19 protein-coding genes are annotated in these 25,512 nt (G+C 65.1%); 15 read left to right on the top strand and 4 right to left on the bottom strand.

The window, feature by feature from the left end; all coding sequences use genetic code 11:
• Positions 1 to 138 precede the first annotated feature (138 nt).
• From BT183_RS07075 to BT183_RS07030, 10 genes are all read left to right on the top strand, one after another.
• On the top strand, positions 139 to 1,509 hold the full coding sequence (locus tag BT183_RS07075; protein ID WP_072340247.1) for a UbiD family decarboxylase: 1,371 nt from the start codon (positions 139 to 141) through the stop codon (positions 1,507 to 1,509).
• A gap of 92 nt (positions 1,510 to 1,601) precedes the next feature.
• A complete protein-coding gene (locus tag BT183_RS07070; RefSeq protein WP_072340245.1) occupies positions 1,602 to 3,689 on the top strand; it encodes a tripartite tricarboxylate transporter permease in 2,088 nt (695 codons plus the stop codon).
• 800 nt (positions 3,690 to 4,489) lie between these two features.
• Positions 4,490 to 5,869: a sulfatase family protein gene (locus BT183_RS07065; RefSeq protein ID WP_072340243.1), complete on the top strand. Its 1,380-nt coding sequence runs from the start codon at positions 4,490 to 4,492 to the stop codon at positions 5,867 to 5,869.
• Positions 5,866 to 7,380, top strand: coding sequence for a sulfatase (locus BT183_RS07060; protein ID WP_072340241.1), 1,515 nt, complete (start codon positions 5,866 to 5,868; stop codon positions 7,378 to 7,380). The genes BT183_RS07065 and BT183_RS07060 overlap by 4 nt, the downstream gene beginning before the upstream one ends.
• Complete coding sequence (locus BT183_RS07055) at positions 7,377 to 9,602, top strand: arylsulfatase (RefSeq protein WP_072340239.1); 2,226 nt, start codon at positions 7,377 to 7,379, stop codon at positions 9,600 to 9,602. Before BT183_RS07060 ends, BT183_RS07055 begins: the two co-directional genes overlap by 4 nt.
• A 17-nt stretch (positions 9,603 to 9,619) precedes the next feature.
• The gene (locus BT183_RS07050; protein WP_072340237.1) at positions 9,620 to 10,669 is read left to right on the top strand and encodes a LacI family DNA-binding transcriptional regulator; all 1,050 of its coding nucleotides are present in this window, start codon (positions 9,620 to 9,622) and stop codon (positions 10,667 to 10,669) included.
• A gap of 279 nt (positions 10,670 to 10,948) precedes the next feature.
• On the top strand, positions 10,949 to 11,968 hold the full coding sequence (locus BT183_RS07045) for an ABC transporter substrate-binding protein (RefSeq protein ID WP_072340235.1): 1,020 nt from the start codon (positions 10,949 to 10,951) through the stop codon (positions 11,966 to 11,968).
• Between the two features lie 60 nt (positions 11,969 to 12,028).
• On the top strand, positions 12,029 to 12,814 hold the full coding sequence (locus tag BT183_RS07040; protein ID WP_072340233.1) for an ABC transporter ATP-binding protein: 786 nt from the start codon (positions 12,029 to 12,031) through the stop codon (positions 12,812 to 12,814).
• Positions 12,814 to 13,605, top strand: coding sequence for an ABC transporter permease (locus BT183_RS07035; RefSeq protein ID WP_072340231.1), 792 nt, complete (start codon positions 12,814 to 12,816; stop codon positions 13,603 to 13,605). The genes BT183_RS07040 and BT183_RS07035 overlap by 1 nt, the downstream gene beginning before the upstream one ends.
• The gene (locus BT183_RS07030) at positions 13,605 to 14,402 is read left to right on the top strand and encodes an ABC transporter permease (RefSeq protein ID WP_072340229.1); all 798 of its coding nucleotides are present in this window, start codon (positions 13,605 to 13,607) and stop codon (positions 14,400 to 14,402) included. The genes BT183_RS07035 and BT183_RS07030 overlap by 1 nt, the downstream gene beginning before the upstream one ends.
• Here the strand turns inward: BT183_RS07030 and BT183_RS07025 are convergent, their stop codons facing one another.
• Together BT183_RS07025 and BT183_RS07020 are read right to left on the bottom strand one after the other, a co-directional pair.
• The gene (locus tag BT183_RS07025) at positions 14,403 to 15,134 is read right to left on the bottom strand and encodes a Crp/Fnr family transcriptional regulator (protein ID WP_072340227.1); all 732 of its coding nucleotides are present in this window, start codon (positions 15,132 to 15,134) and stop codon (positions 14,403 to 14,405) included. It abuts the gene before it with no gap.
• Positions 15,135 to 15,388: 254 nt separating this feature from the next.
• A complete protein-coding gene (locus BT183_RS07020) occupies positions 15,389 to 16,309 on the bottom strand; it encodes a LysR family transcriptional regulator (protein ID WP_072340225.1) in 921 nt (306 codons plus the stop codon).
• Between the two features lie 113 nt (positions 16,310 to 16,422).
• On the opposite strand from BT183_RS07020, the gene BT183_RS07015 reads away from it, so the two are divergent.
• Genes BT183_RS07015 through BT183_RS07005 form a run of 3 tightly spaced genes read left to right on the top strand, consistent with a single transcriptional unit; the run spans position 16,423 to position 21,352 of the window.
• Positions 16,423 to 18,477, top strand: a complete 2,055-nt coding sequence (locus BT183_RS07015; protein WP_244545258.1) for a hydantoinase/oxoprolinase family protein — start codon at positions 16,423 to 16,425, stop codon at positions 18,475 to 18,477.
• Positions 18,474 to 20,213, top strand: a complete 1,740-nt coding sequence (locus BT183_RS07010; RefSeq protein ID WP_072340221.1) for a hydantoinase B/oxoprolinase family protein — start codon at positions 18,474 to 18,476, stop codon at positions 20,211 to 20,213. The genes BT183_RS07015 and BT183_RS07010 overlap by 4 nt, the downstream gene beginning before the upstream one ends.
• Positions 20,210 to 21,352 (top strand): DSD1 family PLP-dependent enzyme, encoded by a 1,143-nt coding sequence (locus BT183_RS07005; protein WP_072340219.1) that lies wholly within the window; start codon positions 20,210 to 20,212, stop codon positions 21,350 to 21,352. Before BT183_RS07010 ends, BT183_RS07005 begins: the two co-directional genes overlap by 4 nt.
• On the opposite strand, the gene BT183_RS07000 is transcribed toward BT183_RS07005, so the two are convergent.
• Positions 21,353 to 22,249: a LysR substrate-binding domain-containing protein gene (locus BT183_RS07000; RefSeq protein WP_072341696.1), complete on the bottom strand. Its 897-nt coding sequence runs from the start codon at positions 22,247 to 22,249 to the stop codon at positions 21,353 to 21,355.
• 102 nt (positions 22,250 to 22,351) lie between these two features.
• Here BT183_RS07000 and BT183_RS06995 point away from each other — a divergent pair, with 102 nt between their 5' ends.
• Both BT183_RS06995 and BT183_RS06990 read left to right on the top strand, forming a co-directional pair.
• Entirely contained in the window at positions 22,352 to 23,569 is a 1,218-nt protein-coding gene (locus BT183_RS06995; RefSeq protein ID WP_072340217.1) for an acyl-CoA dehydrogenase, read from the top strand.
• Positions 23,566 to 24,714 (top strand): CaiB/BaiF CoA transferase family protein, encoded by a 1,149-nt coding sequence (locus tag BT183_RS06990; protein ID WP_177282465.1) that lies wholly within the window; start codon positions 23,566 to 23,568, stop codon positions 24,712 to 24,714. Before BT183_RS06995 ends, BT183_RS06990 begins: the two co-directional genes overlap by 4 nt.
• On the opposite strand, the gene BT183_RS06985 is transcribed toward BT183_RS06990, so the two are convergent.
• A complete protein-coding gene (locus BT183_RS06985; protein ID WP_072341693.1) occupies positions 24,711 to 25,487 on the bottom strand; it encodes a hydroxypyruvate isomerase family protein in 777 nt (258 codons plus the stop codon). The two genes, BT183_RS06990 and BT183_RS06985, sit on opposite strands and share 4 nt — an antisense overlap.
• Between the last annotated feature and the right edge of the window lie 25 nt (positions 25,488 to 25,512).

Below are 25,512 nucleotides of genomic sequence, written 5' to 3'. Positions count from 1 at the left end.
TGCCGCCTGGCCCCGGGGAGAGGGGCGTTCAGGCGACGGTCATCGTCATGCCGCGCCCGGTTCAGGCGGCTTACGGAGGGACAAGGCGCTGCCGGGAGCGTCGCCGGCCGAGGGATCTGGCCGGGCAGGGAGGACAGCGTGCCCTATAACGACTTTCGCGAGTTTCTCGCAGTGTTGCGCTCGAAGCGGGAACTCATCGACATAGACCGGCACGTGCCACTGACCGATGTCAGCAAGGTCATGAAGCATTCCTATGTCCTGCAGGGCCCGGCCCTGCAGTTCAACGACACGGGTGCCGATCATCCGCTCGTCTCCAATATCTATTCCACCCGCTCCAAGGCGCTGCTCGCCTTTGAAGCCGATGAATCCACCATCTTCGAGAAGGTGTTGAAGGGGCTCGATAATCCGATCCCGTCGGTGCAGTGGTCGGGCCCGGCGCCCTGTCACGAAGTGATCATCACCGGGGATGATATCGATCTCACCCGCCTGCCGGTGCCCACTTATAGCTCCAAGGATGGCGGGCCCTACATCACCCCCGGCCTCGTGGTCTCCAAGGATCCGGAAACCGGCGTCCCCGATATCGGGCATTACCGCTTCCTCATCCTGGGCAAGAACATCGTCTCGTTCTCGGCCCAGCCCTTCCACCGCTTTGGCAAGAACATCATCAAGTGCCGGCAGATGGGGGTGAAATGCGAAGCCGCCATCGTGCTCGGCGTCGATCCGGTGATCGCCTATGCCGCCCAGGTGCAGGTGCACGACCAGACCGATGACTGGTCGGTGGCGGGCGGGCTGCGCGGCGCGCCGGTCGAGATGGTCAAGGCCCATTCGGTCGATCTCGAAGTGCCCGCCACCGCCGAGTTCGTCATCGAGCTCGAGGTCGATCTCGAAAAGAACGTCATGGAAGGGCCGCTGGGCGAATATACCGGCTATTACACGCCCGCCTCTATGAAGCCCCTGGCCTATATCAAGGCCATCACGCACAGGAAGGGCGGGCTGTTCCAGGGGCTGCTGACCGGCAAGCCGGTCACCGAGAACCATATCCTCAAGCAGATCCCGTTCGAGGCCTCGCTCTGGCGCTCCCTCTCCAAGCAGTTCCCGACGATCCGGCAGATCGCCGTGTCGCCGGCCGGCGGGGTGTCGTTCCACATGGTCATCGCCATGGAGCCGCGCTTTGCCGGCGAGGCGCGGCAGGTGATCCTTGCCGCCATGACCAGCAATACCCGGCCCAAATGGGTCATCGTGGTTGATCCCGATATCGATGTGCGCAATCCCAACGAGATCGACTGGGCCCTGTCCTTCCGCGTGCGGCCGGCCAAGGACATCATCGTCATCGACAACCTGCCCGCCGGGCCGTCCGATCCGTCGGTCGATCTCTCCCGGCCGCGGCCCGAGCGCATTTCCTCGGCCGTCGGGGTTGATGCGACGCGGCCCTTCGGCGAACCCTTCTCGGAAGTCGCCGATGTGCCGGGCTGGGAAGAGTTCGACGTGCCTGAACTGGATGGCCGCTGATCCGCGAGGGGCGGGCGCGTCGCTCCTGTAGCGACGCCGGCTGATCGGCGGGCGGCACTGCGCCGCTCGTCCAACGACTGATAGGAGGAACCATGGACCTGTTAGCACCGGCCTTCGAGGCGCTCGGCATCATAGCCGATCCGCTGCGTCTCTTGATCCTGTTCGGCGGCGTCGCGCTCGGGCTGTTCATCGGCGTCGTGCCCGGCATCGGCGGCCTGGTGGGCATGGCCCTGCTGCTGCCGTTCACCTATGCGATGGACCCCTATGCGGCCATGGCGTTCCTCATCGGCATGTGGTCCGTCACCCCCACGGCCGATACCATTCCTTCAATCATGCTGGGCGTTCCCGGCGGCGCCGGCTCGGCCGCGACCGTCATGGATGGCTATCCCATGGCGCGACGGGGCGAGGCTGCCCGGGCGCTCGGCGCCTCCTACACCGCCTCGGTGCTGGGCGGGCTTTTCGGCGCCATCCTTCTCGGCATTTCCATCCCCGTGCTGCGGCCCTTCATGCTGGCCTTCGGCACGCCCGAGCTGCTCGCGCTCTGCGTTCTGGGCCTCATGCTTGTCGCGGCCGTCAGCCAGGGGCAGATCCTCAAGGGGCTCGTCGCCGCGTCGTTCGGCGTCATCCTCGCCTCGGTGGGCGATGAGAGCCAGACCGGCACGCTGCGCTGGACCTTCGATACCCTTTACCTCTGGGAAGGTCTGCCGATCGTTGCGCTGGTGCTCGGGCTTTTCGCCATCCCCGAGATCATCGATGTGGGCGCCTCCAAGCAGGCCATCGCCGGCGATCAGGCCAAGATCACCAAGGGCGGCCAGATGCAGGGCGTGCGCGATGCGCTCAAGAACTGGCGCATCGTGCTCAACTCGTCCTGGCTGGGCTCGGTGCTCGGCGCCGTGCCGGGTCTGGGCGGCGCCACCATCGACTGGATCGCCTATGGCTCGGCCGCCCGCGCCGTCAAGGATGGGCAGAAGACCTTCGGCACCGGCGACGTGCGCGGCGTGATCGCGGCTGAGGCTGCCAACAATTCCAAGGAGGGCGGGGCCCTTGTGCCCACCATCGCCTTCGGCATTCCGGGCAGCGCCACCATGGCCATCCTGCTCGGCGCCTTCATCATGCACGGCATCCAGCCGGGCCCCAAGCTGCTGTCCGAAAATCTCGACATCACCTACACCATCGTCTGGACGCTGGTGATCGGCAACATCCTCGGCGCAGCCATCTGCTTTGCCTTCGTGAGCCAGCTGGCCAAGCTCGCGCTCATCCCCGCCGGCATTCTCGTGCCCACGGTGATGGCCATCATCTTCATCGGTGCCTACCAGGCCACCCGCGATATCGGCGATCTCATCGTGCTTTTGGGCGCGGGCATCGTCGGCTGGGTCATGAAGCGCTTCGGCTGGCCGCGCGCTGCGCTGCTGCTCGGCGTCGTGCTGGGTGGGCTTGTCGAGCAATATCTCTTCATCTCCACCAGCCGCTATGGGTTCGACTGGCTGCAGCGTCCCGGCGTGATCATCATCTTCATGATCCCGGTGGTCTACCTCATCTTCCGGCTCTACCAGTTCCTGCGCGATCTCAACCGCAAGAAGGCTACGGTCGCCGCTCCTGCCGTTGCCTCCGGCGCGGGTGCGGCTGCCGCGGCCGCCGATCCTGTCGAGACGCTGTCGCCCGTCGATCGCTTCGCCGTGCCGGCCATCTGGGTGGCGATGGCGCTGTTCTTCGGTCTCGCCTTCCTCACTTCGGGCGACTGGCGCTTTGCCGCCAAGCTCATGCCGCAGACGGTTGCCGCAGCGGCGCTGATCTTCATCATCTGCATGGCCATCGCCACCTGGCTCAAGGTGCGCAGCGGCGTGCCGATCACGGCGGTCAAGCGCAACCCCAACTCAGACGCGCTTGCGGGCATGCCCGAGGGCGAGGCCTATCGCCGGGTCGGCGTGATGGCGCTCTATCCCCTCGCGCTGTTCGGCGGCACGCTGCTGATCGGTCTCCTGCCGTCCATGCTGCTCTACATGCCGCTGTTTATGCGGGTCGAGGGCAAGCTCACATGGCGGCGCGCCCTGCTCATCTCGGTGCCGCTGTGGATCGCGATCTTCGTGCTGTTCGATGTCCTGCTCAACGTGCCGTGGCCGCAATCGCTTCTGGGCGACACCTTCCCCATGCTGCGCCGCCAGCTCTCCGGCATCATCTGATCGGGTCCTCCCCCGATGACCTCAAAGGCCCGCTCCGGCGGGCCTTTTTTTGTGCGGGTGGCGGGAGGGCAAGGATACTCGCGCCCTCTTCACCTCTCCCTTTGGGGGCTTCGAGACGCCGGCGAGGCCGATCAATCCGTCCGGTGGACGGATTGAAGCCGAGAAGGCCATGAGAGCTATGCTCGGCGCGAGGTCGGCCGTTAGGCCGGGTGAGGGGCCTCGCCGCTTGCTCAATCTCTCCGCAGGCATGACCGGCACCTGACTGCTCCCGCTCAGTCCTCATCCTGAGGAGGGGCGGAGCCCGTCTCGAAGGACGAGGGACGTGCGCTCGGTAAACCCGGACCTCGCCCTTCGAAACGCCCCTATCGGGGCTCCTCAGGGTGAGGTCCTTTTCTGTGGTTGGGAGGAGGCTAGGGGACAGATCATGAATGCAGGGTAGCGCCCTCATGGTGATGAGCGCCGCGAGAGTGAGGAGCCGGGTGTCGAGTCTTCGCGCCGGACTGCGCCTGCGTAGTCCTCATCCTGAGGAGGGGCGCAGCCCCGTCTCGAAGGACGAGGACGTGCACTCGGTCCACCCGGCCCTCGCCCTTTGAGACGCCCCTGTGCCGAGCCATTCGTGCATAGCGCTCATGGCCTTCCTGTGCTCCGGCCGACGGTATCGCGCCCCTTCCAGCGCCGGATGGTCGTCTGGCTCAAGCCCAGTTCCCCAGCCACCCCATCCCCACACCCCCATTGACAATCCCCCGGCCAAATGGAAATCTGAAATCGATTTCACAATCCCGGTCCCGTCCCGCGCCGCCATGTCCGCACACCAGCCCAACATCGTGGTGTTCCTCACCGATGACCATGCGCAATGGGCCTTGCCCTGCTATGGCGACCCGGTGATCGAGGCGCCGGCGCTCGATTGCCTCGCGCGCCACGGCACGGTGTTCGAAAATGCCTTCACCGCCACGCCCGTATGCTCCCCGGCGCGGGCGAGCTTTTTCACCGGCCTCATGCCCAGCCAGCATGGCGTGCATGATTTTCTCCAGTCTCAGCCGCAGTTTGATCGGCCCTGGCTCGCGGGGCGAGAGACCATCGCCACCCGCCTCGCCGCCGAAGGCTATGACTGCGCCTTCATCGGCAAATGGCATGTCGGGCGCGATGCCGAGCCGCAACCGGGCTTTTCGCACTGGTTCGCGCTCTCGGGCGAATATCCCATCCATCACGATGGCGATAATGGCTTTTCCCGCAATGGCGAGATCCTCCGCGAGACCGGCAACCTCACCACCATCCTGACCCGCGAGACGCTGGCCTGGCTCGATGCCCGCGACAGGGCGAGGCCGTTCTTCCTCTTTGTCGGGCTCTATGCCACCCATTCGCCCTTCAATGCTCAGCCTGAAAAGCTTGTTTCACGCTATCGCGGCAGCAATTTCACCCGCCTTGATGCCGGCAATCCGCTCCCTGGCCTCGTCAATCCGGAGTCGCCAGGGCCATCGGCCGAGGCGCAGGCCGAAGCCCGGGCGCAGTATTGCGCCGCCGTCACCCATATCGACCAGTCGGTCGGCGCGGTGCTCGATCGGCTGGCAGGGCAGGGCGTTCTCGAAGACACGCTCGTCGTCTACACCGCCGATCATGGCCTCTGCCTTGGCCAGCATGGGGTCTGGGGCAAGGGCAATGCCAGCCGGCCGCAGAACATGCTTGATCCCTCGATCCGCATTCCGCTGCTGATGGCGGGCCCCGGCATTCCGAAATCCCGGCGCGAGCGCGGCTTCGCCGACCACTGCGATCTGCACGCGACGCTGCTCGAAGCGGCCGGTGCGGGTCCGCAGCCGACCTCCCCGGGGCGAAGCCTGCTGCCCATCCTTAAGGGCACAGCACCAGAGCGTGAGATCGTTTTCGGCGAGTATGGCGATCTGCGCATGGCGCGTGACCATCAGTTCAAGCTGCTGGATTGGGCCGACGGCCATCGCACGTTGCACGCCGTCGGGGCAGGATGCGACGAAATCGCCCCGCTTCCCGACACAAACACCAATGCGGCTGTGATCTCGTCGATGGCGCACGCGATTGGTACCCATTTCGCGCAGGGTTTGACGGGCACGCGTGTGCCCGAAAGGGCCCTGGCGCCGCTGACATATAACCGAAATCAGGCCTGGCACCCCTTTGTGCCGCCGGGCCAAGCTCCGGGAAGACCTGCGTGAAGACCGTTTTCGTCCTCTTCGATTCCCTCAACCGCAAGGCCATCTCGCCCTACGGTGGCAATCCGGCCAATACCCCGAATTTCCAGCGCTTTTCGGAGCGCGCCATCACGTTCGACACCCATTATGTCGGCTCCATGCCCTGCATGCCGGCGCGGCGCGATCTGCAGACGGGGCGCCTCGGCATGCTGCATCGCAACTGGGGTCCACTCGAGCCGTTCGACAATTCCCTGCCCGAAATCCTGAAGTCAAACGGCGTATACTCGCATCTGGTAACAGACCATAATCACTATTTCATGGATGGAGGTGCAACATATCATCCGCGATTTTCTTCATGGGAACTGGTGCGGGGCAATGGCTCGGATCACTGGAAGGGCGTGGTCAAGCCTGATACCGCGCGCTTCCGCCAGACCTTCCATCCCTCGCAGATCCGGCCTTACCTCAACACCTATTACGTCAATCGCGACTATATGGCCGATGAGGCGGACCACCCGACCACCCAGGTCTTCCGCCATAGCCTCGACTTCATCGAGACCAACAAGCACGACGACAACTGGTTTTTGCAGATCGAGGCCTTCGATCCGCACGAGCCCTTCTTCGTGCCCGAGCGCTTCAAGGCGAGGCACAAGACGAACTATTCGGGCCCAATCATCGACTGGCCGACCTACGGGCGCGGCAATTGGAGCGATGAAGAAAAGGCTGAAATCGAGAGCAATTATGCAGCCCTCGTTTCGATGTGCGACGAATATTTCGGGCGCCTGCTCGATCTCTTCAACCGATACGATCTCTGGAAGGACACGGCCCTGATCGTCTCGACCGACCATGGCTTTCTTCTGGGCGAGCATGACTGGTGGGGCAAGAACGTCATGCCGATCTATGACGAGCTCGCCCGCATTCCACTGCTTGTCTACCATCCCGATTTCGCCGACCAGGGCGGCGCCCGGCGCGCGAGCCTGACCCAGGCGGTCGATCTCATGCCCACAATCCTGGGTTTCCATGGCCTTCCGGTGCCCGATGAAGTCACGGGACGATCGCTGCTGCCGGTCCTTGCCGGTGACGCGCCGGTCCGCGAGGCGGCGCTCTACGGCTATTTCGGCGCCGCCTGCAACGTCACCGATGGGCGCTACACCTATCTGCGCTATCCCGAGCCGATGACGGCGGATAATCTTTACGAATACACGCTGATGCCGACGCGCATGCATAAAAGATTTGGTGTTCAGGAGCTTTCGGCTGCTGAACTGGTCCCCCCCTTCGGCTTTTCCAAGGGCATGCCGCTCCTGCGCACAAAGCCCCTCGCCACCCCCGACAATATCCCCGCCATCATGGAAGGGCGTATCTTCGAGGACTGCGTCACCCGCCTCTTCGATTCGGCGGCCGACCCCGGCCAGACCCAGCCGATCGATGATCCGGTTATATGTGCCCGCATGGAGCGCCACCTCTTCGACCTCTTCTGCGAGCTCGAAGCACCGCCCGAAGCCTTCGTGCGGTTTGGGCTCGATGGGGTGGCGGCATGAACCGGATCGATGCCGGTTTTGGCGGCCGGGTAGGGCGCACCTTTGCCGAATCCGAGCCGTGGTGGCAGCCTCTGGGGCCGCGCAATCCGGCTGCGCCGAATGTGCTGTCGATCATTTTCGACGACATGGGTTGGGCCGATCTGGGCTGTTTCGGCAGCGAGATCGAAACGCCCAATCTCGATCGACTTGCTCGTAATGGTCTGATTTACAACAACTTCCACGTCACGCCGCTCTGTTCGCCAACGCGCGCCTCCTTTCTCACCGGGCGCAATCACCATCGCGTCGGCATGCGGTTCCTCGCCGATATCGACACCGGCTTTCCCAATTCGCGCGGCCGCGTTGACCCCGAAGCGCCGATGCTGTCCGAGACCCTGCGCGGAGCCGGATACGGCACCTATCTCGTTGGCAAATGGCACCTGACCCCGCAGCACGAGATCACCCCTGCCGGGCCGTTCGGGCAATGGCCGCTCCAGCGGGGTTTTGACCGATTTTACGGCTTCCTCGATGGTTGCACCGACCAGTTCACCCCCGAACTCTGCGAGGACAACCGCTTCATCACTCCGCCCACCGGCGATGGCTACCACCTCAGCGCCGATCTCGCCGATCGGGCGATTGCCATGGTTTCGGACCATGCCGTCTTCCGCCCGCACGACCCGTTCTTCATGGTCTTTGCGCCCGGCGCCACTCACGCGCCTTTGCAGGCGCCGCGCGAACTCATTGACAAATATGAGCCAATTTTCGCCAAGGGGTGGGATCGGACGCGCGAGGACCGGCTGGCTCGCCAGATCGCCCTGGGCCTCGTGCCGCCCGGAACCGCGCTGACGCCGCGCAATCCGGGCATTCGGGCGTGGGATGATCTTGGGAATGATGAGCGTCGTCTCTTCACCCGCCTCCAGGCCGCCTTCGCTGCCTTCCTCGAGCATGCCGACCGCGAAATCGGCCGCATCCTTGACCGGCTCGAAGCGCTGGGTCTTCTCGAGACTACGCTGATCAGCGTTTTTTCCGACAATGGCGCCAGCCGTGAGGGTGGTCCCAACGGCACCGTCGACATCAACGGCCCCTATAGCGGGGTGCCGCTTTCGGTCGCCGAGCAGATGCAGCGCATCGAGGATATCGGCGGGCCTGAAGGCCCGGCGCATTATCCCTTGGGCTGGGCCATGGCGGGCAACACCCCGTTCCGGCGCTACAAGCAGTCGGTCGATCTGGGTGGCGTGCGCTCGCCGCTCATCGTCAGCTGGCCCGCCGGTGGCGTCGAAAAGGGCAGCATACGCAATGGCTTCGCTCATGTCATCGATTTAGGCGCCACGATCCTCGACTGCTGCGGACTATCCACGAACGACTGCGACGGCAGCAGTCTTCGGCCCGGTTTTACCGACAGCACGGCGGCCGCCCCGCGCCCGACGCAGTACTGGGAAATGTTCGGTCACCGCGCCATCTGGCACGAGGGCTGGAAGGCCGTCACCGAGCATGTGCCGGGGACGCCCTACGAAGAGGACCAATGGCGCCTCTACGATACGACCGCCGACTTCGCCGAGAACCACGACCTCGCTGATGCCCAGCCGCAGCGCCTGGCCGATCTCGTGGATTTGTGGTGGCGCGAGGCCTCGGCGAACGGCGTGCTGCCACTCGATGATCGGACGCTCGTCGAACTCCTGTCGATGACCCGCACGCCCTACCAGCTGGTTAATCGCAAGCGCTTGATTCTACGCCCGGAAAACGGGCATCTGCCTGTGTCGAGCGGGGTAACCGCCACCTCCCGGTCCATGCGCCTTACTGCCCGGCTCCGAAGTTGGCGGCCGGGGCAGGATGCCGTGCTGGTATCGAGCGGTTCGCAGCAGGGCGGCTACAGCCTGCATATCCTGGGCGATCGGGTCGAGTTCGAGCACAACGCGCTGGGCCGACGCTCCATGATTGACTCGGACGCGCGCCTGACGGGTTCGGAGAGGGAAGTGTCGGTCACCCTTCTCCGGCGGGATGATGGTTCGGCCGCCGTTCAGTTGCAGATCGACGGACGATCGGCCGGGCAGGGTGTGCTGCCATTGACCCTTGCCCATCCGGCCTTCTGGGGGCTCGATGTGGGGCGCCATTGCGGCAGCCCCGTGAGCCTGCGCACCGCCCATTTCGGGGATGAGGGGCGCAGGGTGGTCGAAACAGTATCGCTCGAATTCTTTGAGGCGATGAGCAATGATGAACTGGCCGAACTGCTGGCTCAGACCGATTGATTGCGAGGGAGGGCGCCATGGCACGCATAACTGATGTCGCACGCGCTGCCGGCGTATCTCCAGCCACCGTCTCCCGGGTCCTCAACCGGCCCGACCTCGTGACCGAGGAAAAGCGCGATCGCGTGCTCGCGGCCGTCAAGGCGCTTGATTACAGCCCGAACGCGCTTGCGTCCGGCCTCAGGGCCGGTGCCGTGCGCACTGTTGCGCTCCTTGTCGGCGACATATCGCAGCCCTTCCAGGGTGCCTTCGCCAAGGCCTTGTCGCGACATGGCGAATCGCTGGGCTACAAGGTGCTGCTCTGCGATCTCGATCACAGCGAAGAGCGGCTCATCCGCCTTTTGAACGAGTTCCGCACCTCCGATATCTACGGTGTGGTGCTGGCCACCGCCGATGATCTCTCGACGCCCCCCGTGCTCGAGGCCATCGCGGCGGCCCAGGCGCGCGGGCTCATGGTGGTCTCGAGTTCACAGGAGGTCGGGGGCAGGGTGCCGGCCATCGTGCCGCGCTATCAGGCGATCTCGCATCTCGCGACGCTGCATCTGGCGACGCAGGGGCGCTGGCCGATCCTGTTCATCGGCGGCAGCTGGCGGTCGCCGCTGTCGCGGGAGCGGCTGGGGGGTTTCGAGCGCGCCTGTTCCGAGCTTGGCTACAAAGACCACCCGCAATGGGTCCTTGATGGCGATTTCGCCGTGGACCAGAGCCGTCGGGCCATGGAGGCGGTGTTCGATCGGTATGGGAAGGAGGGGCTCGGACAGCCTGGGCATCCGTTCGGCGTCGTAGCCATCAACATGCGCATGGCTATCGGTGCCTTGCAGGCCGCCAGCGATCGCGGCCTCAGGGTGCCTGAGGACATGAGCCTCGTCTGTTGCGAGGAGCTTCCGCTGGCCGCCGAGTGGCGACCCACGGTGACCACTGTGGGTGTCGATTTTGATGCAATCGCCGAAGCCTCGTTCACTAGCCTGCTGGCTGGCCCGGAAGCGGCCGAGACGTTCTATCTGCCGCACAGGCTGATTGTCCGCACATCATCGATGCCGCCGCTGGAGGCAAAGGAGCGACTGACTGCGTGAAACGGCCGAAAGCTCGTTTCAGCGGTGAGAAAGTCGGCATGCGAAAGACTGCGGAAGCAGGCCAGTTCCGAGACGGAAATGCTCGGAATTGCGAGGCTTTGAGCATTTTTCTGGCAAAGTTCAGTTCAGCCCACTTTCTGCGCAGAGAATTGCGTGGAGCCAGTTGACAGGACCAAAAAGCCGGAATTTACTGAAATCGATTACAGGGCTGGTTCTGCGGGCTTCCGCCGCTCGAACCGGGTCCCCGGGGTGCCCCTCAGGGGTGTTGGAGAGACAGAGATGACCCATTCCCTTTTCATGCCGCGCCTTAGCCGGCGACATGCTCTCGCGCTCGGCGGCGCCGGCCTGCTTGCAGCAGGCTTGGGCGGCGTCGCCCGGGCCCAGCAGGCGGCGGATTTCCCTGTCCAGCTCAACTGGATCGAAACCGGCGACTTCGCATCGCTGTTCATGGCTGAAAAGCTCGATCTCGATGTTGCGCAGGGCATCAAGCAGAGCTTCGTACCCGGTGGGCCACAGGTCGATCCCGTGCAGTCGGTTGCCGGCGGGACGGCCCCGGTCGGGCTGGGCGGCGCCATCACCCAAGCGGCCCTGGCACGTTCGAATGGCATCCCGGTCAAGGTCATCGGTGCCTTCTTCCGTTCCTCGCCCGTTGGGCTCATCAGCCTCGCCGGCAACCCCATCAAGACGCCCCAGGATGCCGTGGGCAAGCGCATCGGCCTGCAGGGTGGCGCGCGCCTGCCGTGGTCGATCATTCTCAAGGAAGCCGGGATCAGCGAAGACCAAATGACCATCGTGCCGGTGGCCGGCGATATCACGCCGCTGGTTTCGGGCCAGATCGATGGCTATTGGGGGACGGCTGTGAACCAGCACATCACCCTGAAGCTCCAGGGCATCGACAACCACATCATGACCCGCAACACCATCGGGGCGCCCGAGCACTTCCTCACGATCTTTGCCATGGAGCAGACGCTCGCAGATCGCGGCGACGAGATCGTTTCCTGGCTCAAGGCGATGATCGCCGGCCAGCAGGCTGTGATCGACGATCCCGAGGCTGCCGCGGCCTATGTGGTCGAACGCTCCCCTAGCCTGCAGCTCAATCCGGAGCAGCAAAAGCAGCAGGTGCAGGGCTCGCTCGAATTCATCCAGCCGCCGGGGCGCGAATTGCCGCTTCTGGCTGTCGACATGGAAGGTGCGGAAACCTCGCTCGAGCAGATCCGGGCGATGGATATCCTGGCTGCCCCTGTCGAGCTCTCAGACCTTATCGACCAGAGCTTCGTCGAGCGCGCTCACGCCGCCTGACGCTTCAATCGGCCGGCGCATCAGGCGCCGGCCTCCACCTGACCAGTGAGGGACCGGGTCATGAGTGACGTCAGCATCGTGCTCGAAGGCGTATCGAAGACCTTTGTCGATGGCGCCAACCGCGTTCATGCCGTGGAACGTGTCGATCTCGCGATTGCGCGCGGCGAGTTCGTGGCGCTGATCGGGCCATCGGGCTGCGGCAAGTCCACCGTGCTGCGTATGCTCGGCGACCTCGAAAGCCCCAGCACCGGATCGGTAACCATCGATGGCGTGTCGCCCGGCGAGATTCGCAAGCGCCGCCAGATCGGCATGGTGTTCCAGGAGGCCAATCTCCTGCCCTGGCGCAGCGTCTATGACAATATCGCACTGCCGCTCGAGATCGCCGGCAAGTCGGCGGTACCGGGCGCGCGCTCGATCGATGACCTGCTCGAGCTGGTCGGGCTCAAGGATTTCCGCGATGCGCTGCCCTGGCAGTTGTCCGGTGGCATGCGGCAGCGCGTGGCGATTGCGCGCGCCCTGGTGCTCAACCCCAAGGTGCTGCTGCTCGACGAGCCCTTTGGCGCGCTCGACGAGATCACCCGCAACCGCCTCAATATCGACCTCCTGAAGATCTGGACGGAGGTGGGGATCACGGCGGTTCTGGTGACGCATTCGATTTCGGAAGCGGTGCTGATGAGCGACCGAATTTTCGTCATGTCGCCGCGCCCTGCGACGATCACCACGACGATCCCCGTGACACTGCCTCGCCCGCGCACCGCGCAGATGCAGCGCGCGCCCGAATTTTTCGACCTTGTGGCCCGCACCGGCGAGGCGCTCTATCGTCCCTTCGAGACCGAGGCGGCGTGATGAGCGCGGCGCTGACCCTTGCTCCCCCCGTGAGCCGTCGGCTCAAGTCGCTGGCTGCGATCCTCATCCTCCTGGCCCTGTGGGAAGTCGCGGCCCGGCTCTTCGTGCCTGGTGTCAACCCGATCATCCCGCCGCCGAGCGTGCTCGTGACCTATGTTGCGCGCCATGCCGGACTGCTGCTGATCTCGGTGCAACCGACGATCGTCGCCGCTATTTCCGGCTTCTGCATCGGGGCGAGCATTTCCATCGTCCTCGCCGTGATCTTCGTGCGGTTCCCCACGGTCGAGGCGGCGCTGGCCAATTCGGTTGTGCTGCTGCATGCGCTGCCGATGCTGGCCATCATCCCGCTGCTCGTGATCTGGTTCGGCATCGGCTACACGCCGAAAATCATCATCGCGGCACTCGCGACTTTCTTTCCCGTCCTCAACGGCGCGTTGCGGGGGCTCCGATCGTCCGAGCGGTCGACGCTCGAGCTCATGCACATCCTCGATGCGCATTGGCTGCAGACCTTGACCAAGGTGAAAATCCCCTTCGCGCTGCCCTATATCTTTGCCGGCCTCAAGATTGCGGCGCCGCAGGCGGTGCTGGGCGCGACCGTCGCCGAATGGATCGGCTCGCGCTCGGGGTTGGGCTCGCAGATCCTCATCGCCCTCCTCAATTACGATGTGCCGCTCTTGTGGGCCTGCATGGTGGCCTGCGCGCTGCTGGCGGCCACGGGTTTCTGCCTCATCCTGCTGATCGAATATCTGGTGATCGGACGGCGCAGCGAGCCGCTCCGCGAGGAGGATTGATGGCCATGGCCGAAATCGGCGCTCCTGCCGCCGCATCCCGCTCCGGCGCCTATCGCTTCGCCCTGCGCTGGGGTTCTCCTATCTTCGTGCTGCTGATCATCCTGGCCTGGCAGGCCGCGACGACGCTCTGGCAGATCCCCATCTACATCCTGCCCAAGCCGACCGATCTGGTCACCGGCTTCGTCCGCAATGCCGGCATGCTGTCGCGCGGCTGGGGCATCACCGTGCTGGAAGCCTCGGCGGGCTTCATCATCGGCAATGTGGTCTCGATCGCCGTGGCCTTCCTCGTCACCTGGAGCCCCACGGCGCGGGCCGGCATCATGCCGCTGGCGCTCGCCATCAAGAGCGTGCCGATGGTCGCCATCACGCCGCTCATCACGCTGATGGTCGGGTTCGGGCACTCGACAGTGGTCACGGTGGCGGCGGTGGTGTGCTTTTTCCCCACCCTCGTGAATGTCAGCCGCGGGCTCAAGGCCGCACCACGCAGCCAGGTGGAGCTGTTCCGGATCCTCGATGCCAATCCCTGGCAGCTGTTCTGGAAGCTGCGGCTGCCCTACGCGCTGCCTTACCTCTTCACCGCGCTCCGCATCACCGCTCCGGCGGCGATCGGCGGCACGATGCTGGCCGAATATGTCGCGTCCAATGCAGGGCTTGGCTATCTTATCCAGGATTCCTACACGCAGTTCCGCTTCGTGCTGGTCTGGCAGGTGGTGATCGTGGCGACGCTGACCACGCTGGCAGCCTATCTGACGGTGGCTCATTTCGAGCGCCGGCTGCTCGCCCGGCACCGCAAATAGTCAGCCGCAGCGGCCCTTGAGGCGGGCGAGATCGGGAATGTCGACATGCCGCGTGTTGACGATGGTGATGACCTTGTCGGTCCTCAGCTTTGTCAACTGCCGGGAGACGGTTTCGATGGTGAGCCCGAGGAAGTCGCCAATGTCGGCGCGACCCAGCGGCAGGTCGAAGCTGGCGCTGTCGGGCCGGCGGGCAAAAGCCGCCGGGTCGATATGTGTGGCGATGAGGTAAAGGAAGCTCGCGACCTTTTCGGCTGCCGTCTTGCGCCCCAGGGTCAGCATCCAGTCTCGGGCGTCGTCGAGTTCACGCAGCGCCTGCTGCATCAGCCTGTGCTCGAGCGCAGGACTGTCGGCAACGAGCTGCTCGAGTGCGGTTTTTGGAACCCGGCAGATTGTGACCTCCGAGGCCGCCTCGGCATTGACGCGGTGTTCCTCGCCGAAGAGGCGGCCCAGGAAATCGGGCGCAAATTGCAGCCCGACCACCTGTTGCCGGCCGTCTTCGAGAATCTTGGTGAGCTTGATCACCCCGCGCATGACATTGGCGTAAGAGGTGATGGGGGTGGAGTCCCCGATCAGCTCCGTGCCCGCCGCATGCGTCTCGATGCGGGTGTGGCGCGACATCAGCAGAAGCTGCTTGGCATCGAGAACGCCGCACATCCCATTGTGCCGGGCCTCGCAACTCATGCAAAGCGCCGGCGTCGTGGAATTGTGGATGTCGCGTCTTTCGGGCTGCATCGTCCTCTCCCCGCGCCACTCTAAGGCCGGAGAAGGGCCTGCGCCAAGCCCGAACACGTCCTGGAGCATGATGCTGCCCTTAGCTATGGGTCGCCGAGAGGCTCATCTTTGCCGTGATGGCAAGCACTGTCATGAAAAGCGCGAAGGCGAAGATCACTCCGGCAACGACGACAAGTGAAAAGAGCGGCATGGCGTCCTCCTGTGCGAGACACGCCGAGTATCTGGCCGCATGCGGCCGGCAGCGTTGATCCAGATCAAATGCGACCGCCTGCCGCAGAGCTGGTGCTGAGAGCGGCACGCGAGGTGAAGGCTTGCGCGACGAGATCCGCGATGAAGCCAATGTCTCGGTCAGGCAGTTCGGACAGCGCGGCTACGGACAGACGACGCGGTGTCAGAGGAGGATCGGCCGTGAAGCGATGAATGCGCGCTGCGACGTCCGGCCGGAGGATCGCCGGGGTCAGAATGGCAAAGCCTAAGCCGGAGGCCACAAGTTCGGCCGTGATGCTGAGCGATGTGCAGCCCGAAAGTGCGCCGGGGGTTGCCTCAGCAGACGCGAACCAATCGCCGATGGCGCGACCTATGGTCGAACCCTCCGGCTGGGTGAAGACCGTCTCCCCAGAGAGCGCGCGGGGGGTGAGAACCGTGTCGGCAAGGGGGTGCCCCGAAGGACCCAGCCACGCCAGATCGATTTCGCCGATGGGGCGTATGCTGATGCCCGGCGAGGCTTGCGCATCGGTGGTTACCGCCACATCCAGCTGCCGATCGTCAAGCTGGCGCAGGAGGTTGGCGCCGATATCGACGCTGAGCTCGATGCGCAAGAGGGGGTGACGGGCCCGGAGCGCCGCCACGAGTTCGGCGAGCGCGAGGTGGGCGACTGTCTCCACGACGCCGAGCCGCAGGAGCCCGCGCAGCCCATCCGGCTGCGCTCCGCCTTCGATGTCGCGGGCAAGGCCGAGCAGGGTCTCGGACCGGTCGAGGATGGATCGTCCGGCGGCTGTCAGCCGCGCCTTGCCGCCGGTGCGATCGAAGAGCGGGTTGCCCAGCTCCCGCTCGAGCTCGCGGATGCGTCCCGATATCGAGGGCTGCGTGAGGTTGAGCTGGCGCGCGGCAGCGTGGAAACTGCCCAGGCGCGCGATCCAGTAAAACGCTTCGATCTGGGCCAAAGTGATCCGCATGATAGGCTCAGACTATCAGCCACAGCAGTGCAATCAATTGGTCCCTATCGCTTCGAAGGGATAGCCTGTTCGGAGATTGAAGGCGGGGGCGGGGAATGGGCGCAGGATTTCGAGTGGGGATCGATATCGGTGGCACGTTCACCGATATTGCGCTCGTCGATGCGACAGGCCGGTTGGAGATCCGCAAAATTGCATCGACGCCCGACGACTATAGCCGCGGGATCGCGGAGGGATTGGCGGCGCTCGTCGGCGAACTCGGCATCGATCCTGCGTCCATCACCGGCATCGTGCATGCCACGACAGTCGCTACAAACACCATTCTCGAAATGAAGGGCGCCCGCACTGGGCTCGTCACGACCGCAGGCTTCAAGGACGTGCTGGAGATGCGCAGGTTGCGCGTGCCGGTGCTTTATGACTTGGCCTATGACAAGCCGCCGCCGCTCGTGCCGCGCCAGTTTCGCCTCGAGGTGCGGGAACGGCTCGGGCCAGATGGCAACGTGCGGGTGCCGCTCGATGAGAGCGATGTGGCGGCGGCGGCTGAAGTCTTTAGAAGGGCGGGCATCGAGGCGGTGGCGATCAGCTTCCTGCATGCCTACGCCAATGCGGACCACGAGATTCGCGCCGAAGCCATGCTGCGCGAGGCGCTGGGTGCGAGCGTCTATATCTGCCGGGGGTCGGACATCCTGCCCGAGATCCGGGAATATGAGCGGACGTCCACTGCGGTGGTCAACGCCTATGTCGGCCCGGTGATCCGTCGCTATGCCGAGGCGCTCGAAGCCCGGCTCGCTCATATCGGCATCACGGCACCCATCGAGATGATGCATTCGGGCGGTGGCATCATGCGGCTGGGGCGAGCGGTGACGCGGGCGGCCGCGCTTGTAGAATCAGGGCCGGCGGCGGGCGTTATCGCATGTGCACGGCTGGGGCAGGGCGCGTCGGGAACCGCGAACATCATCTCCTTCGACATGGGCGGGACCACGGCCAAGGCTGCGCTGGTCGAAAACGGGGAAGCGGCGCGCACTGACGAGTATGAGGTGGGGGCCGGCATCAATCTCTCGTCCAAGCTCGTCAAGGGTGGCGGCTACCCGATCAAGATGCCGTTCATCGACGTCTCGGAAATCGGTGCAGGCGGGGGCAGCATTGTCGCGCTTGACGGGCAGGGCCGGGTGACGGTCGGCCCGCAAAGCGCGGGGGCGTTTCCGGGACCTGTGGCCTATGGGCGCGGTGGCATTCATGCCACCTTGACCGATGTGTTCGTGACGCTGGGCTACATCAATCCCGAGACGCTGGCGGGGGGCTCGATCGCTGTCGACGCCGAGGGCGCAAGACGCGCGCTGTTCGAGCAGATCGCCGGCCCTCTCGGGCAGGATGTGACGACGACGGCGCGCGGCGTGCTGCAGCTTGCCGTCTCCACCATGACCCGGGCGGTCAAGGCCGTTTCAACCTATCGCGGACGCGATCCGCGCGATTTTACGCTGGTTGCCTTCGGCGGTAACGGACCGGTGGTCGCTGCCGATATCGCGGCTGCGCTTGGCATCAGGCGCATCCTCGTGCCGCCGGCAGCGGGCGTGTTTTCGGGGCTGGGCTTATTGCGCTCGGATGCCGAGCAGGATTTCGTGCAGCCGGTGCTGCGCGATGCGGGCAGCCTGAGCGCCGACACTTTTGCGGCGCTCGGGGAGGATATCAAGGCGCGGGGTCGGGCAGCGATGGAAGCGGAGGGACATGACCTTGTATCCGCCAATTTCCGCCTCTCGGCCGACCTGCGCTATTTCGGGCAGGCCTATGAGCTCAATGTTCCGGCACTGACCGAAGGGGGCGTCGCTCCGCTGATCGAGGCTTTCCATGCCGAGCATGCCCGCACCTATGGGCATCGTTCCGACAGCGATCCGGTGCAACTGGTCAATCTCCGCCTCTCGATCCGCGTGCCCGCAGCCTCTGAGATCAACGGCTTCGCTGCGTCACCCGCCATGCTGCGCAAGGATCGCAGGGTCGACTTCCCCGGTGGGACCTTGCTCTCGCCCGTCATCGGCAGGGACGATTTGAGCTCCGACTGGCGGGCCGGCCCGCTGATCATCGAGGATTATGATGCGACCTGTGTGGTGCCGCCCGGCACGGACGCGCGGCTGATGGCCGATGGTACGATCGAGATGCTGGTGAGGGGACAATGAGCATGCAGCCCGATCGCAGGATCGATCCGATCACCCTCGAAGTCATCCGCAACGGCCTCGCCTCGATCGCCGACGAGATGGCGCTCATCATCATGCGCTCGGCCTATTCCCCCGTAGTGCGCGACATCATGGATTATTCCACGGGGCTCTGCGATGCAGACGGGCAGGTGATCGCGCAGGGCCTGACCCTGCCCATCCAGCTCTGCTCGTTCCCGCGCGTGATGCGGTTCATCCGGGAGCGGTTTGGCGAGGGGCTGAGGCCCGGGGACGTGCTCATCACCAACGACCCCTACGGCTCGGGCGGCCAGCACCTGCCCGACATCTATGTGATGAAGCCGATTTTCCATGGCGGCGAACTGGCCGGTTTTGCGGCCACGGTGGCGCACCATACGGATCTGGGTGGCATCGTGCCGGGAAGCGTCGCGATCTACGCCACCGAGATTCAGCAGGAAGGGCTGCGCATTCCGCTGATGAAGCTTTACGAGGAGGGGCGGCCCAACCAGTCGCTGCTCGATCTCATCGCCGCCAATTCGCGCCAGCCGGTTGAGGTGCTGGGTGACCTGCGCGCCCAGATGGCGGCCTGTGCGACGGCTGAACGGGGGCTTGTCGCCCTGCTGGAGCGGTATGGCCGCATCGATCTCCGGCGCTATATCGAAGCCCTGCACGATCATGCCGAAGCGATGATGCGCCAGACGATCCGCGAACTGCCCGACGGGGTCTATGTTGGTGAAGATTTTCTAGATGGGCTCGGAGAGGCCCCGGAACCCATCCGCATCCGCGCGACGGTGACGGTCTCCGGCGATACGATCGACATCGATTTCGCGGGTACGTCGGGACAGGTTGCAGCCTCGATCAACTGCCCGATTTCGCTCCCTGAATCGGCGGCCTTCACGGCCATACGCTGCCTCGCGCGCGTCGATATTCCTAATTGCGAGGGCTATTTCCGCCCCATCACCGTGCGTGCGCCTGAGGGGTGCCTGCTGAACCCGATCTATCCGGCGGCTTGCGGTGCGCGGGGTGTGGTGGGGTATCGCGTTTTCGATGCCATCATGCAGGCGCTGGCGGCGGCCGTGCCCGAGCGCGCGATGGGGGGCACCGAGGGTGGTCCATATCTGCTCGCGGCGGGTGGGCAATGGCAGGGCCGCTCCTTCGTGCTCAACGAGATGCTGGTGGGCAGTTGGGGGGCGCGGGCCGATCGCGATGGGCTCGAAGGGGTTTCCAATCCTGCAGCCAATCTCTCCAACCAGCCCGTCGAGATGATCGAAGCTGAAATGCCGGTGGAAGTGACGGCCTATGGGCTCGTGCCCGACAGCGGTGGGCCCGGCACCTTCCGCGGCGGGCTCGGGTTCGTGCGCGAGTTCCGCTTTCTCAAAGACATGGGCTTCACCCTGCGCGGCGATCGCCGTACCCATCCGCCTTATGGGCTCGAAGGTGGTGGCAAAGGTGGTCCGTCGGCGCATCATCTCGTGCGGCGCAATGGTGAGACCGAAAGCCTGCCGACCATGCCGATGCGTGGCTTTTCTGCCAGGGAGGGCGACCGGTTCCGGCTCGTGGGCGCGGGAGGCGGCGGGTTCGGCCCCGCTTTCGCACGCGAGCCGGCGCGGGTTCTGGATGATGTCGTGTCGGGCAAGGTGACGATCGAGGGCGCCCGGCGCGATTATGGCGTCGTGATTGATGCCGCAACGGGTACTGTGGACGCTATAGCAACCCGAACGCTCAGGGAGAACCGACAATGAGAGGCGTTGCAGGCTACAACGCTGCCCTGATCGGCCGGAGTGGCGGCAGGGCTCGGCTCGAGACCCCGGCGCTGATCGTTGATGCCGATGTGATGGAAGCGAGTATCGCCAGGCTTGCGGCACTGGCGGAGCGGGCCGGCATGGGGCTGAGGCCCCACGCCAAATCACACAAGAGCGTCGAGATCGCGCGCCGTCAACTGGCGGCGGGGGCGCTGGGCATCGCCTGCGCCAAGACCGGCGAGCTGCTGGCCCTGCACGCGGGCGGCATCGACCGGTTGATGCTGACCGCACCGGTCTCGCACCCCGGCAAGATCCGTCGACTGGCGGAAGCCGCACGGACTGCGGAGATCATCGTCGTGGCCGACCGCGAGGATCTGATCGATGGCTTCGGCGCTGCTGCTGTCGCTGCCGGCACAAGGCTCGAGGTGTTGGTCGATTGCGACACGGGGCTGGGGCGGACGGGGGTCACCGATCCGGGCATGGCTGTGTCGCTGGCACGCCGGATCACCCAGACCGAGGGTCTGATTTATGCGGGGGTGCAGGCCTATAACGGCAAGGTGCAGCATATCTTCGATCATCGGGAGCGCCGCCTCGCCAATGAGGCGACCAATGCGCGGCTCGTTCCGATGATCGAAGCGTTGCGGGCAGAGGGGCTTGCCCCGCGCATCATCTCGGGCGGCGGCACCGGCAGCCACGCGCTCGATTTCGAGGTGGGGCTGCTGACGGAGGTTCAGGCCGGGTCCTATGTGTTCATGGATGAAGGCTATCTGCCCACCGATCTCGATGGCAGTGGCGAGCTCGTGTTTCCCGCCGCGCTGTTCGTTGCCGTCGGCGTCATCGCCATGAGCCCCGCCGGCGAGGCCATCACCGATGCCGGGTCCAAGAGCTTTGCGCTCGACGGCCCGCTCCCGACGGTTTTTCACCAAGGACGGCGGATAGGCCGGATGGAATGGGCCGGCGATGAGTTCGGGCGCGTCAAGACCGATCCGGGCGTGCCCGCGCCACCCATCGGCGCGGTGCTCGAATGCACCGTGCCCCATTGCGACCCCACCGTGAACCTGCACGACTTTCTGCATGTGGTGCACGGGAGCGTGCTCGAAGCCATCTGGCCGGTCGAGGGGCGGGGCCTCTCGGACTGATCAGCGCGCGGCTCGCGCATCGTCGACCAGCCAGTCGCGGAACTGCCGGAACGCCGGCAGGTCCAGCGAGCGGGCCGGGTAGGTCAGCGCGTAGGGCGTGTCGGAGTTGAGGCGCCTGTCCGAGGCAAGGGCAAGGGTGCCGCGAGCCAGTGGCTCGGCCGCCAGGAGTTCCGGCACGAGCGCAATGCCCATGCCTGCGATCGCGGCGGCCAGCACCATGTCGAAATGGGTGAAGCGCGCGCCGGGCAGAATGGTGCGCATGTCCCGTCCGGTATGACGAAACCAGTCGAGCCAGAGGCCGGGGCGCGTCGCCTGTTGCAGCAGCGGCAGGTCAGGCAGGCCGTCTCCCTTTCCCGGGCGGGGATCGAGGAGTGAGGGGGCGGCCACCACCACCAGCGTCTCGTCCATCAGGATGTCGGCGATCACGCCGTCGGCCGGCTTGCCCGAAAGCCGCAGGATGGCGGCATCGAGAGCCTCGCTCGTAAAGTTCGGGGGATCGAGGCGGGCGCTGAGATCAAAGGTGATATCGGGCGCATGACGGCGGAAGGCGGCGAGGCGGGGCACGAGCCAGGCGGAGGAAAAGCTGGGCAGGGCGGCCAGTCGGAGGACCTGCGCGCGTCCACCAAAGGCCATGACCGTCAGCGAGGCTTCGCTGAGGCGCGCAAGAATCGCCTCTGCCTCGGGAAGCATGGCGCGCCCGGCATCGGAGAGCACGATGCGCCGCCTGACGCGGTGGAACAGCCTCACCCCCAGCCGCTCCTCCATGGCGTTGATCGAGCGGCTGACGGCGCTCTGGGTCAGGTTGAGCTGGCCTGCCGCCTGCGTCGTGCCGCCGAGCCGCGCCGCAGCGACGAAGCATTGCAGTTCGCCCAGACGCGGGAGATGGATGTCGTTCATCGGCGGATCCATGATCGGAACGCATCAAGTGCAGTGGATAACTTGTTATACGGGGACTTGCGACGATGCTATCCATGCGCGTGATGAATTGACGAGGCCCCCATGTCGCACCCCGAGCTTTCCGCCAAGGACCGCCCCGAACTCAGCAGCTTCGACTGGCAGGATCCCTTCCGCTTCGAGGATCAGCTGACCGAGGAAGAGCGGATGATCCGCGACACGGCGCAGGCCTTTGCGGCCGAAAGCCTCGCGACGCGCGTCGAGCATGCCTATCTTGAGGAGCATACCGACCCCGAGATTTTCCGCGAGATGGGGGCGATGGGGCTTTTGGGCGTGACGGTGCCCGAGGCCTATGGCGGGGTCGGGGCCGGGTATGTCGCCTATGGTCTCGTCGCGCGCGAAGTCGAGCGCATCGATTCGGGCTTCCGCTCGATGATGAGCGTGCAATCCTCGCTCGTGATGTACCCGATCTATGCCTATGGCAGCGAAGAACAGCGGCAGAAATACCTGCCCAAGCTGGCCACGGGCGAGTGGATCGGCTGCTTCGGGCTGACCGAGCCCGATGCCGGGTCCGATCCCGGCGGCATGACGACCCGGGCCGCGAAGATCGAGGGCGGGTATCGCCTGCATGGCAACAAGACCTGGATTTCCAATTCGCCGATCGCCGATGTTTTCGTCGTCTGGGCGAAGTCCGAGGCCCATGGCGGTGCCATTCGCGGCTTCGTGCTCGAAAAAGGGATGAAGGGGCTATCGGCGCCCAAGATTGGCGGCAAGCTGTCGCTGCGCGCCTCGATCACCGGCGAGATCGTGCTCGACAATGTCGAGGTGGGTGAAGAGGCGCTTCTGCCCAATGTTCAGGGCCTAAAGGGGCCGTTCGGCTGCCTTAACCGCGCGCGCTACGGCATTGCCTGGGGCGTGATGGGGGCGGCCGAGGACTGCTGGAAGCGCACGCACGCCTATGGCATGGATCGCAAGCAGTTCGGCAAGCCCCTGGCCGCCAACCAGCTGTACCAGAAGAAGCTGGCTGACATGCAGACGGAGATCGCGCTCGGGCTGCAGGCAGCGCTGCGAGTGGGGCGGCTTTTCGACGAAGCCCGCGCGTCCCCGGAGATGGTGTCGCTGATCAAGCGCAACAATTGCGGCAAGGCGCTCGATATCGCCCGCATGGCGCGCGACATGCATGGCGGCAACGGCATCCAGATCGAATACCAGGTGATGCGCCATGCCCAGAATCTGGAGACTGTGAATACCTATGAGGGCACGCACGACGTGCATGCGCTGATCCTGGGCCGGGCGCAGACCGGCATCCAGGCCTTCGCCTGATGCCCGGGCCGCTCGCGGGCCTGCGCGTCGTCGAACTGGCGCGGATCCTGGCAGGCCCCTGGATTGGCCAGACGCTGGCCGATCTGGGCGCCGACGTCATCAAGGTCGAAAGCCCGCAGGGCGACGATACTCGCACATGGGGGCCGCCCTTCATCGATGTCGGCGGCGAGCGCAGCGCGGCATATTTTCACGCCTGCAATCGCGGCAAGCGCTCGATGATCGCCGATTTCCGCGATGCCGATAATCTGGCAATCGTGCGCAAGCTGATTGGCACGGCCGATGTGGTGGTCGAGAACTTCAAGGTGGGCGGCCTCGAAAAGTTCGGGCTCGACTACACTACGCTCAGCACCGCATTTCCCCGTCTCGTTTACTGTTCGATCACCGGCTTCGGGCAGGACGGGCCGTATCGCGACCGCGCCGGCTATGATTTCCTCGTGCAGGGCATGGGCGGCATCATGGACCTGACGGGGGAGCCCGATGGCCCGCCCGAAAAGATCGGCGTGGCCTTTGCCGACATCTTTTCCGGTCTCTACGGCGTCATCGGCATCCAGGCCGCACTCGCCGAGCGCGAGCGCACCGGACGCGGCAAGCATATCGATATCGCGCTGCTCGATTCCATGGCGGGGGTGCTTGCCAACCAGGCAATGAATTTTCTCGCCACGGGGAATACCCCCAAGCGGCTGGGCAACGCCCATCCCAATATCGCGCCCTATCAGACCTTTCCGACCGCTGATGGCCATCTGATCGTTGCGGTGGGCAATGACGGGCAGTTCGCCCGTTTCGTCGGGGTGCTCGGGCTGGCCGAGCTGGCCACCGACCCGCGCTTCCTCTCCAATGCCGACCGCGTCGCCAACCGCGCGACGTTGTCGCACGTGCTCTCGGCGCGGACGCGGAACTGGCAGCGCGATACGCTCGTCAAGGCCCTAGAGGTGAAGGGCGTTCCGGCCGGACCGATCAATACGGTCGCCGACGTCTTTGCCGACCCGCAGGTCGAGCATCGCGAGATGCGGATCGAGCGGGACGGCGTTCCCGGGGTGCGCACGCCCTTGGTGCTGGACGGTGAGCCGATGGCCCACGCCCGCCGCTCGCCAAGGCTCGGCGAACATGATGCGGAAATCCGTGCTGAGCTGGCTGCTCTTGATTAACGGGTTCGCGAGGCCCTGAACCATCCCAGTCCGTCGTCGGTGTCTGCGCGAGGGCGATATTCGGCACCGACCCACCCGGCATAGCCGAGCCGGTCGATCTCGGCGAAAATCGCCGGATAATTGAGCTCGCCTTCGTCGGGCTCGGCCCGGCTGGGTACGGCCGCGAACTGGATGTGTCCGATGATCGGGAGATGGGTGCGCAGGCGCGTCAGCACATCGCCCTGCATGACGCCCACATGATAGCAGTCGAACATCAGGCGGACCGCCGGGCTGTCCAGCTCGGCGATGATCGCGGCTGCATCTTCGACGCCATCGTAGAAATAATCAGGCATGTCGCGCCGGTTGATCGGTTCAAGCAGGATCGTGAGGCCAAGCGCTTCCGCGCGGCCGGCGGCGTGCCGGAGATTGGAGATGAGGGTCTGGCGCGCCTTCGCCCTGAGCTCGGAGGGCACTTTTCCGGCCATGACATGCACTGCCGTGCCGCCAGCCGCTACAGCATAGTTGAGAGCCGCCTCGATCCGTGCGCGCGCTTCAGCTTCGCGGCCGGGCAGCGCAGCGAGCCCGCTGTCGGGAGGTTCGGAGCCGATGGCCGTGTTGATGCCCAGCAATTTCACCCGGGTCTGTGCGCAGGCGTCACGTACCGCTTGAGGTGGAGTTTCGTAGGGGTAATGCAGTTCGATTGCGCGGAAGCCGGCCTCGCCTGCCGCTGCGATGCGGGCGAGCAGCGGGCGGTCGGCCCAGAGGAAACCAAGATTGGCTGAGAAGCGGGGCATGAGGATTCCCGGAGCGAAGCCAGCG

This window comes from Devosia enhydra, from assembly GCF_900119845.1.
In the GTDB taxonomy this organism is placed as follows: domain Bacteria; phylum Pseudomonadota; class Alphaproteobacteria; order Rhizobiales; family Devosiaceae; genus FPKU01.
The sequence above is the reverse complement of the archived record's forward strand: the minus strand, read 5'-3'. Positions and strand labels throughout refer to the sequence as shown.

Excerpts from the sequence above, each read along its gene's own strand:
- BT183_RS07025 (WP_072340227.1), bottom strand. The coding sequence starts at position 15,134 with ATGCAGCCCGAAAGACGCGACATCCACAATTCCACGACGCCGGCGCTT.
- BT183_RS07005 (WP_072340219.1), top strand. The coding sequence starts at position 20,210 with ATGAGAGGCGTTGCAGGCTACAACGCTGCCCTGATCGGCCGGAGTGGC.
- BT183_RS07030 (WP_072340229.1), top strand. The coding sequence starts at position 13,605 with ATGGCCATGGCCGAAATCGGCGCTCCTGCCGCCGCATCCCGCTCCGGC.
- BT183_RS06985 (WP_072341693.1), bottom strand. The coding sequence starts at position 25,487 with ATGCCCCGCTTCTCAGCCAATCTTGGTTTCCTCTGGGCCGACCGCCCG.
- BT183_RS07040 (WP_072340233.1), top strand. The coding sequence starts at position 12,029 with ATGAGTGACGTCAGCATCGTGCTCGAAGGCGTATCGAAGACCTTTGTC.
- BT183_RS07065 (WP_072340243.1), top strand. The coding sequence starts at position 4,490 with ATGTCCGCACACCAGCCCAACATCGTGGTGTTCCTCACCGATGACCAT.
- BT183_RS07035 (WP_072340231.1), top strand. The coding sequence starts at position 12,814 with ATGAGCGCGGCGCTGACCCTTGCTCCCCCCGTGAGCCGTCGGCTCAAG.
- BT183_RS07070 (WP_072340245.1), top strand. The coding sequence starts at position 1,602 with ATGGACCTGTTAGCACCGGCCTTCGAGGCGCTCGGCATCATAGCCGAT.
- BT183_RS07020 (WP_072340225.1), bottom strand. The coding sequence starts at position 16,309 with ATGCGGATCACTTTGGCCCAGATCGAAGCGTTTTACTGGATCGCGCGC.
- BT183_RS07055 (WP_072340239.1), top strand. The coding sequence starts at position 7,377 with ATGAACCGGATCGATGCCGGTTTTGGCGGCCGGGTAGGGCGCACCTTT.
- BT183_RS07000 (WP_072341696.1), bottom strand. The coding sequence starts at position 22,249 with ATGAACGACATCCATCTCCCGCGTCTGGGCGAACTGCAATGCTTCGTC.
- BT183_RS07050 (WP_072340237.1), top strand. The coding sequence starts at position 9,620 with ATGGCACGCATAACTGATGTCGCACGCGCTGCCGGCGTATCTCCAGCC.
- BT183_RS07045 (WP_072340235.1), top strand. The coding sequence starts at position 10,949 with ATGACCCATTCCCTTTTCATGCCGCGCCTTAGCCGGCGACATGCTCTC.
- BT183_RS06995 (WP_072340217.1), top strand. The coding sequence starts at position 22,352 with ATGTCGCACCCCGAGCTTTCCGCCAAGGACCGCCCCGAACTCAGCAGC.
- BT183_RS07010 (WP_072340221.1), top strand. The coding sequence starts at position 18,474 with ATGAGCATGCAGCCCGATCGCAGGATCGATCCGATCACCCTCGAAGTC.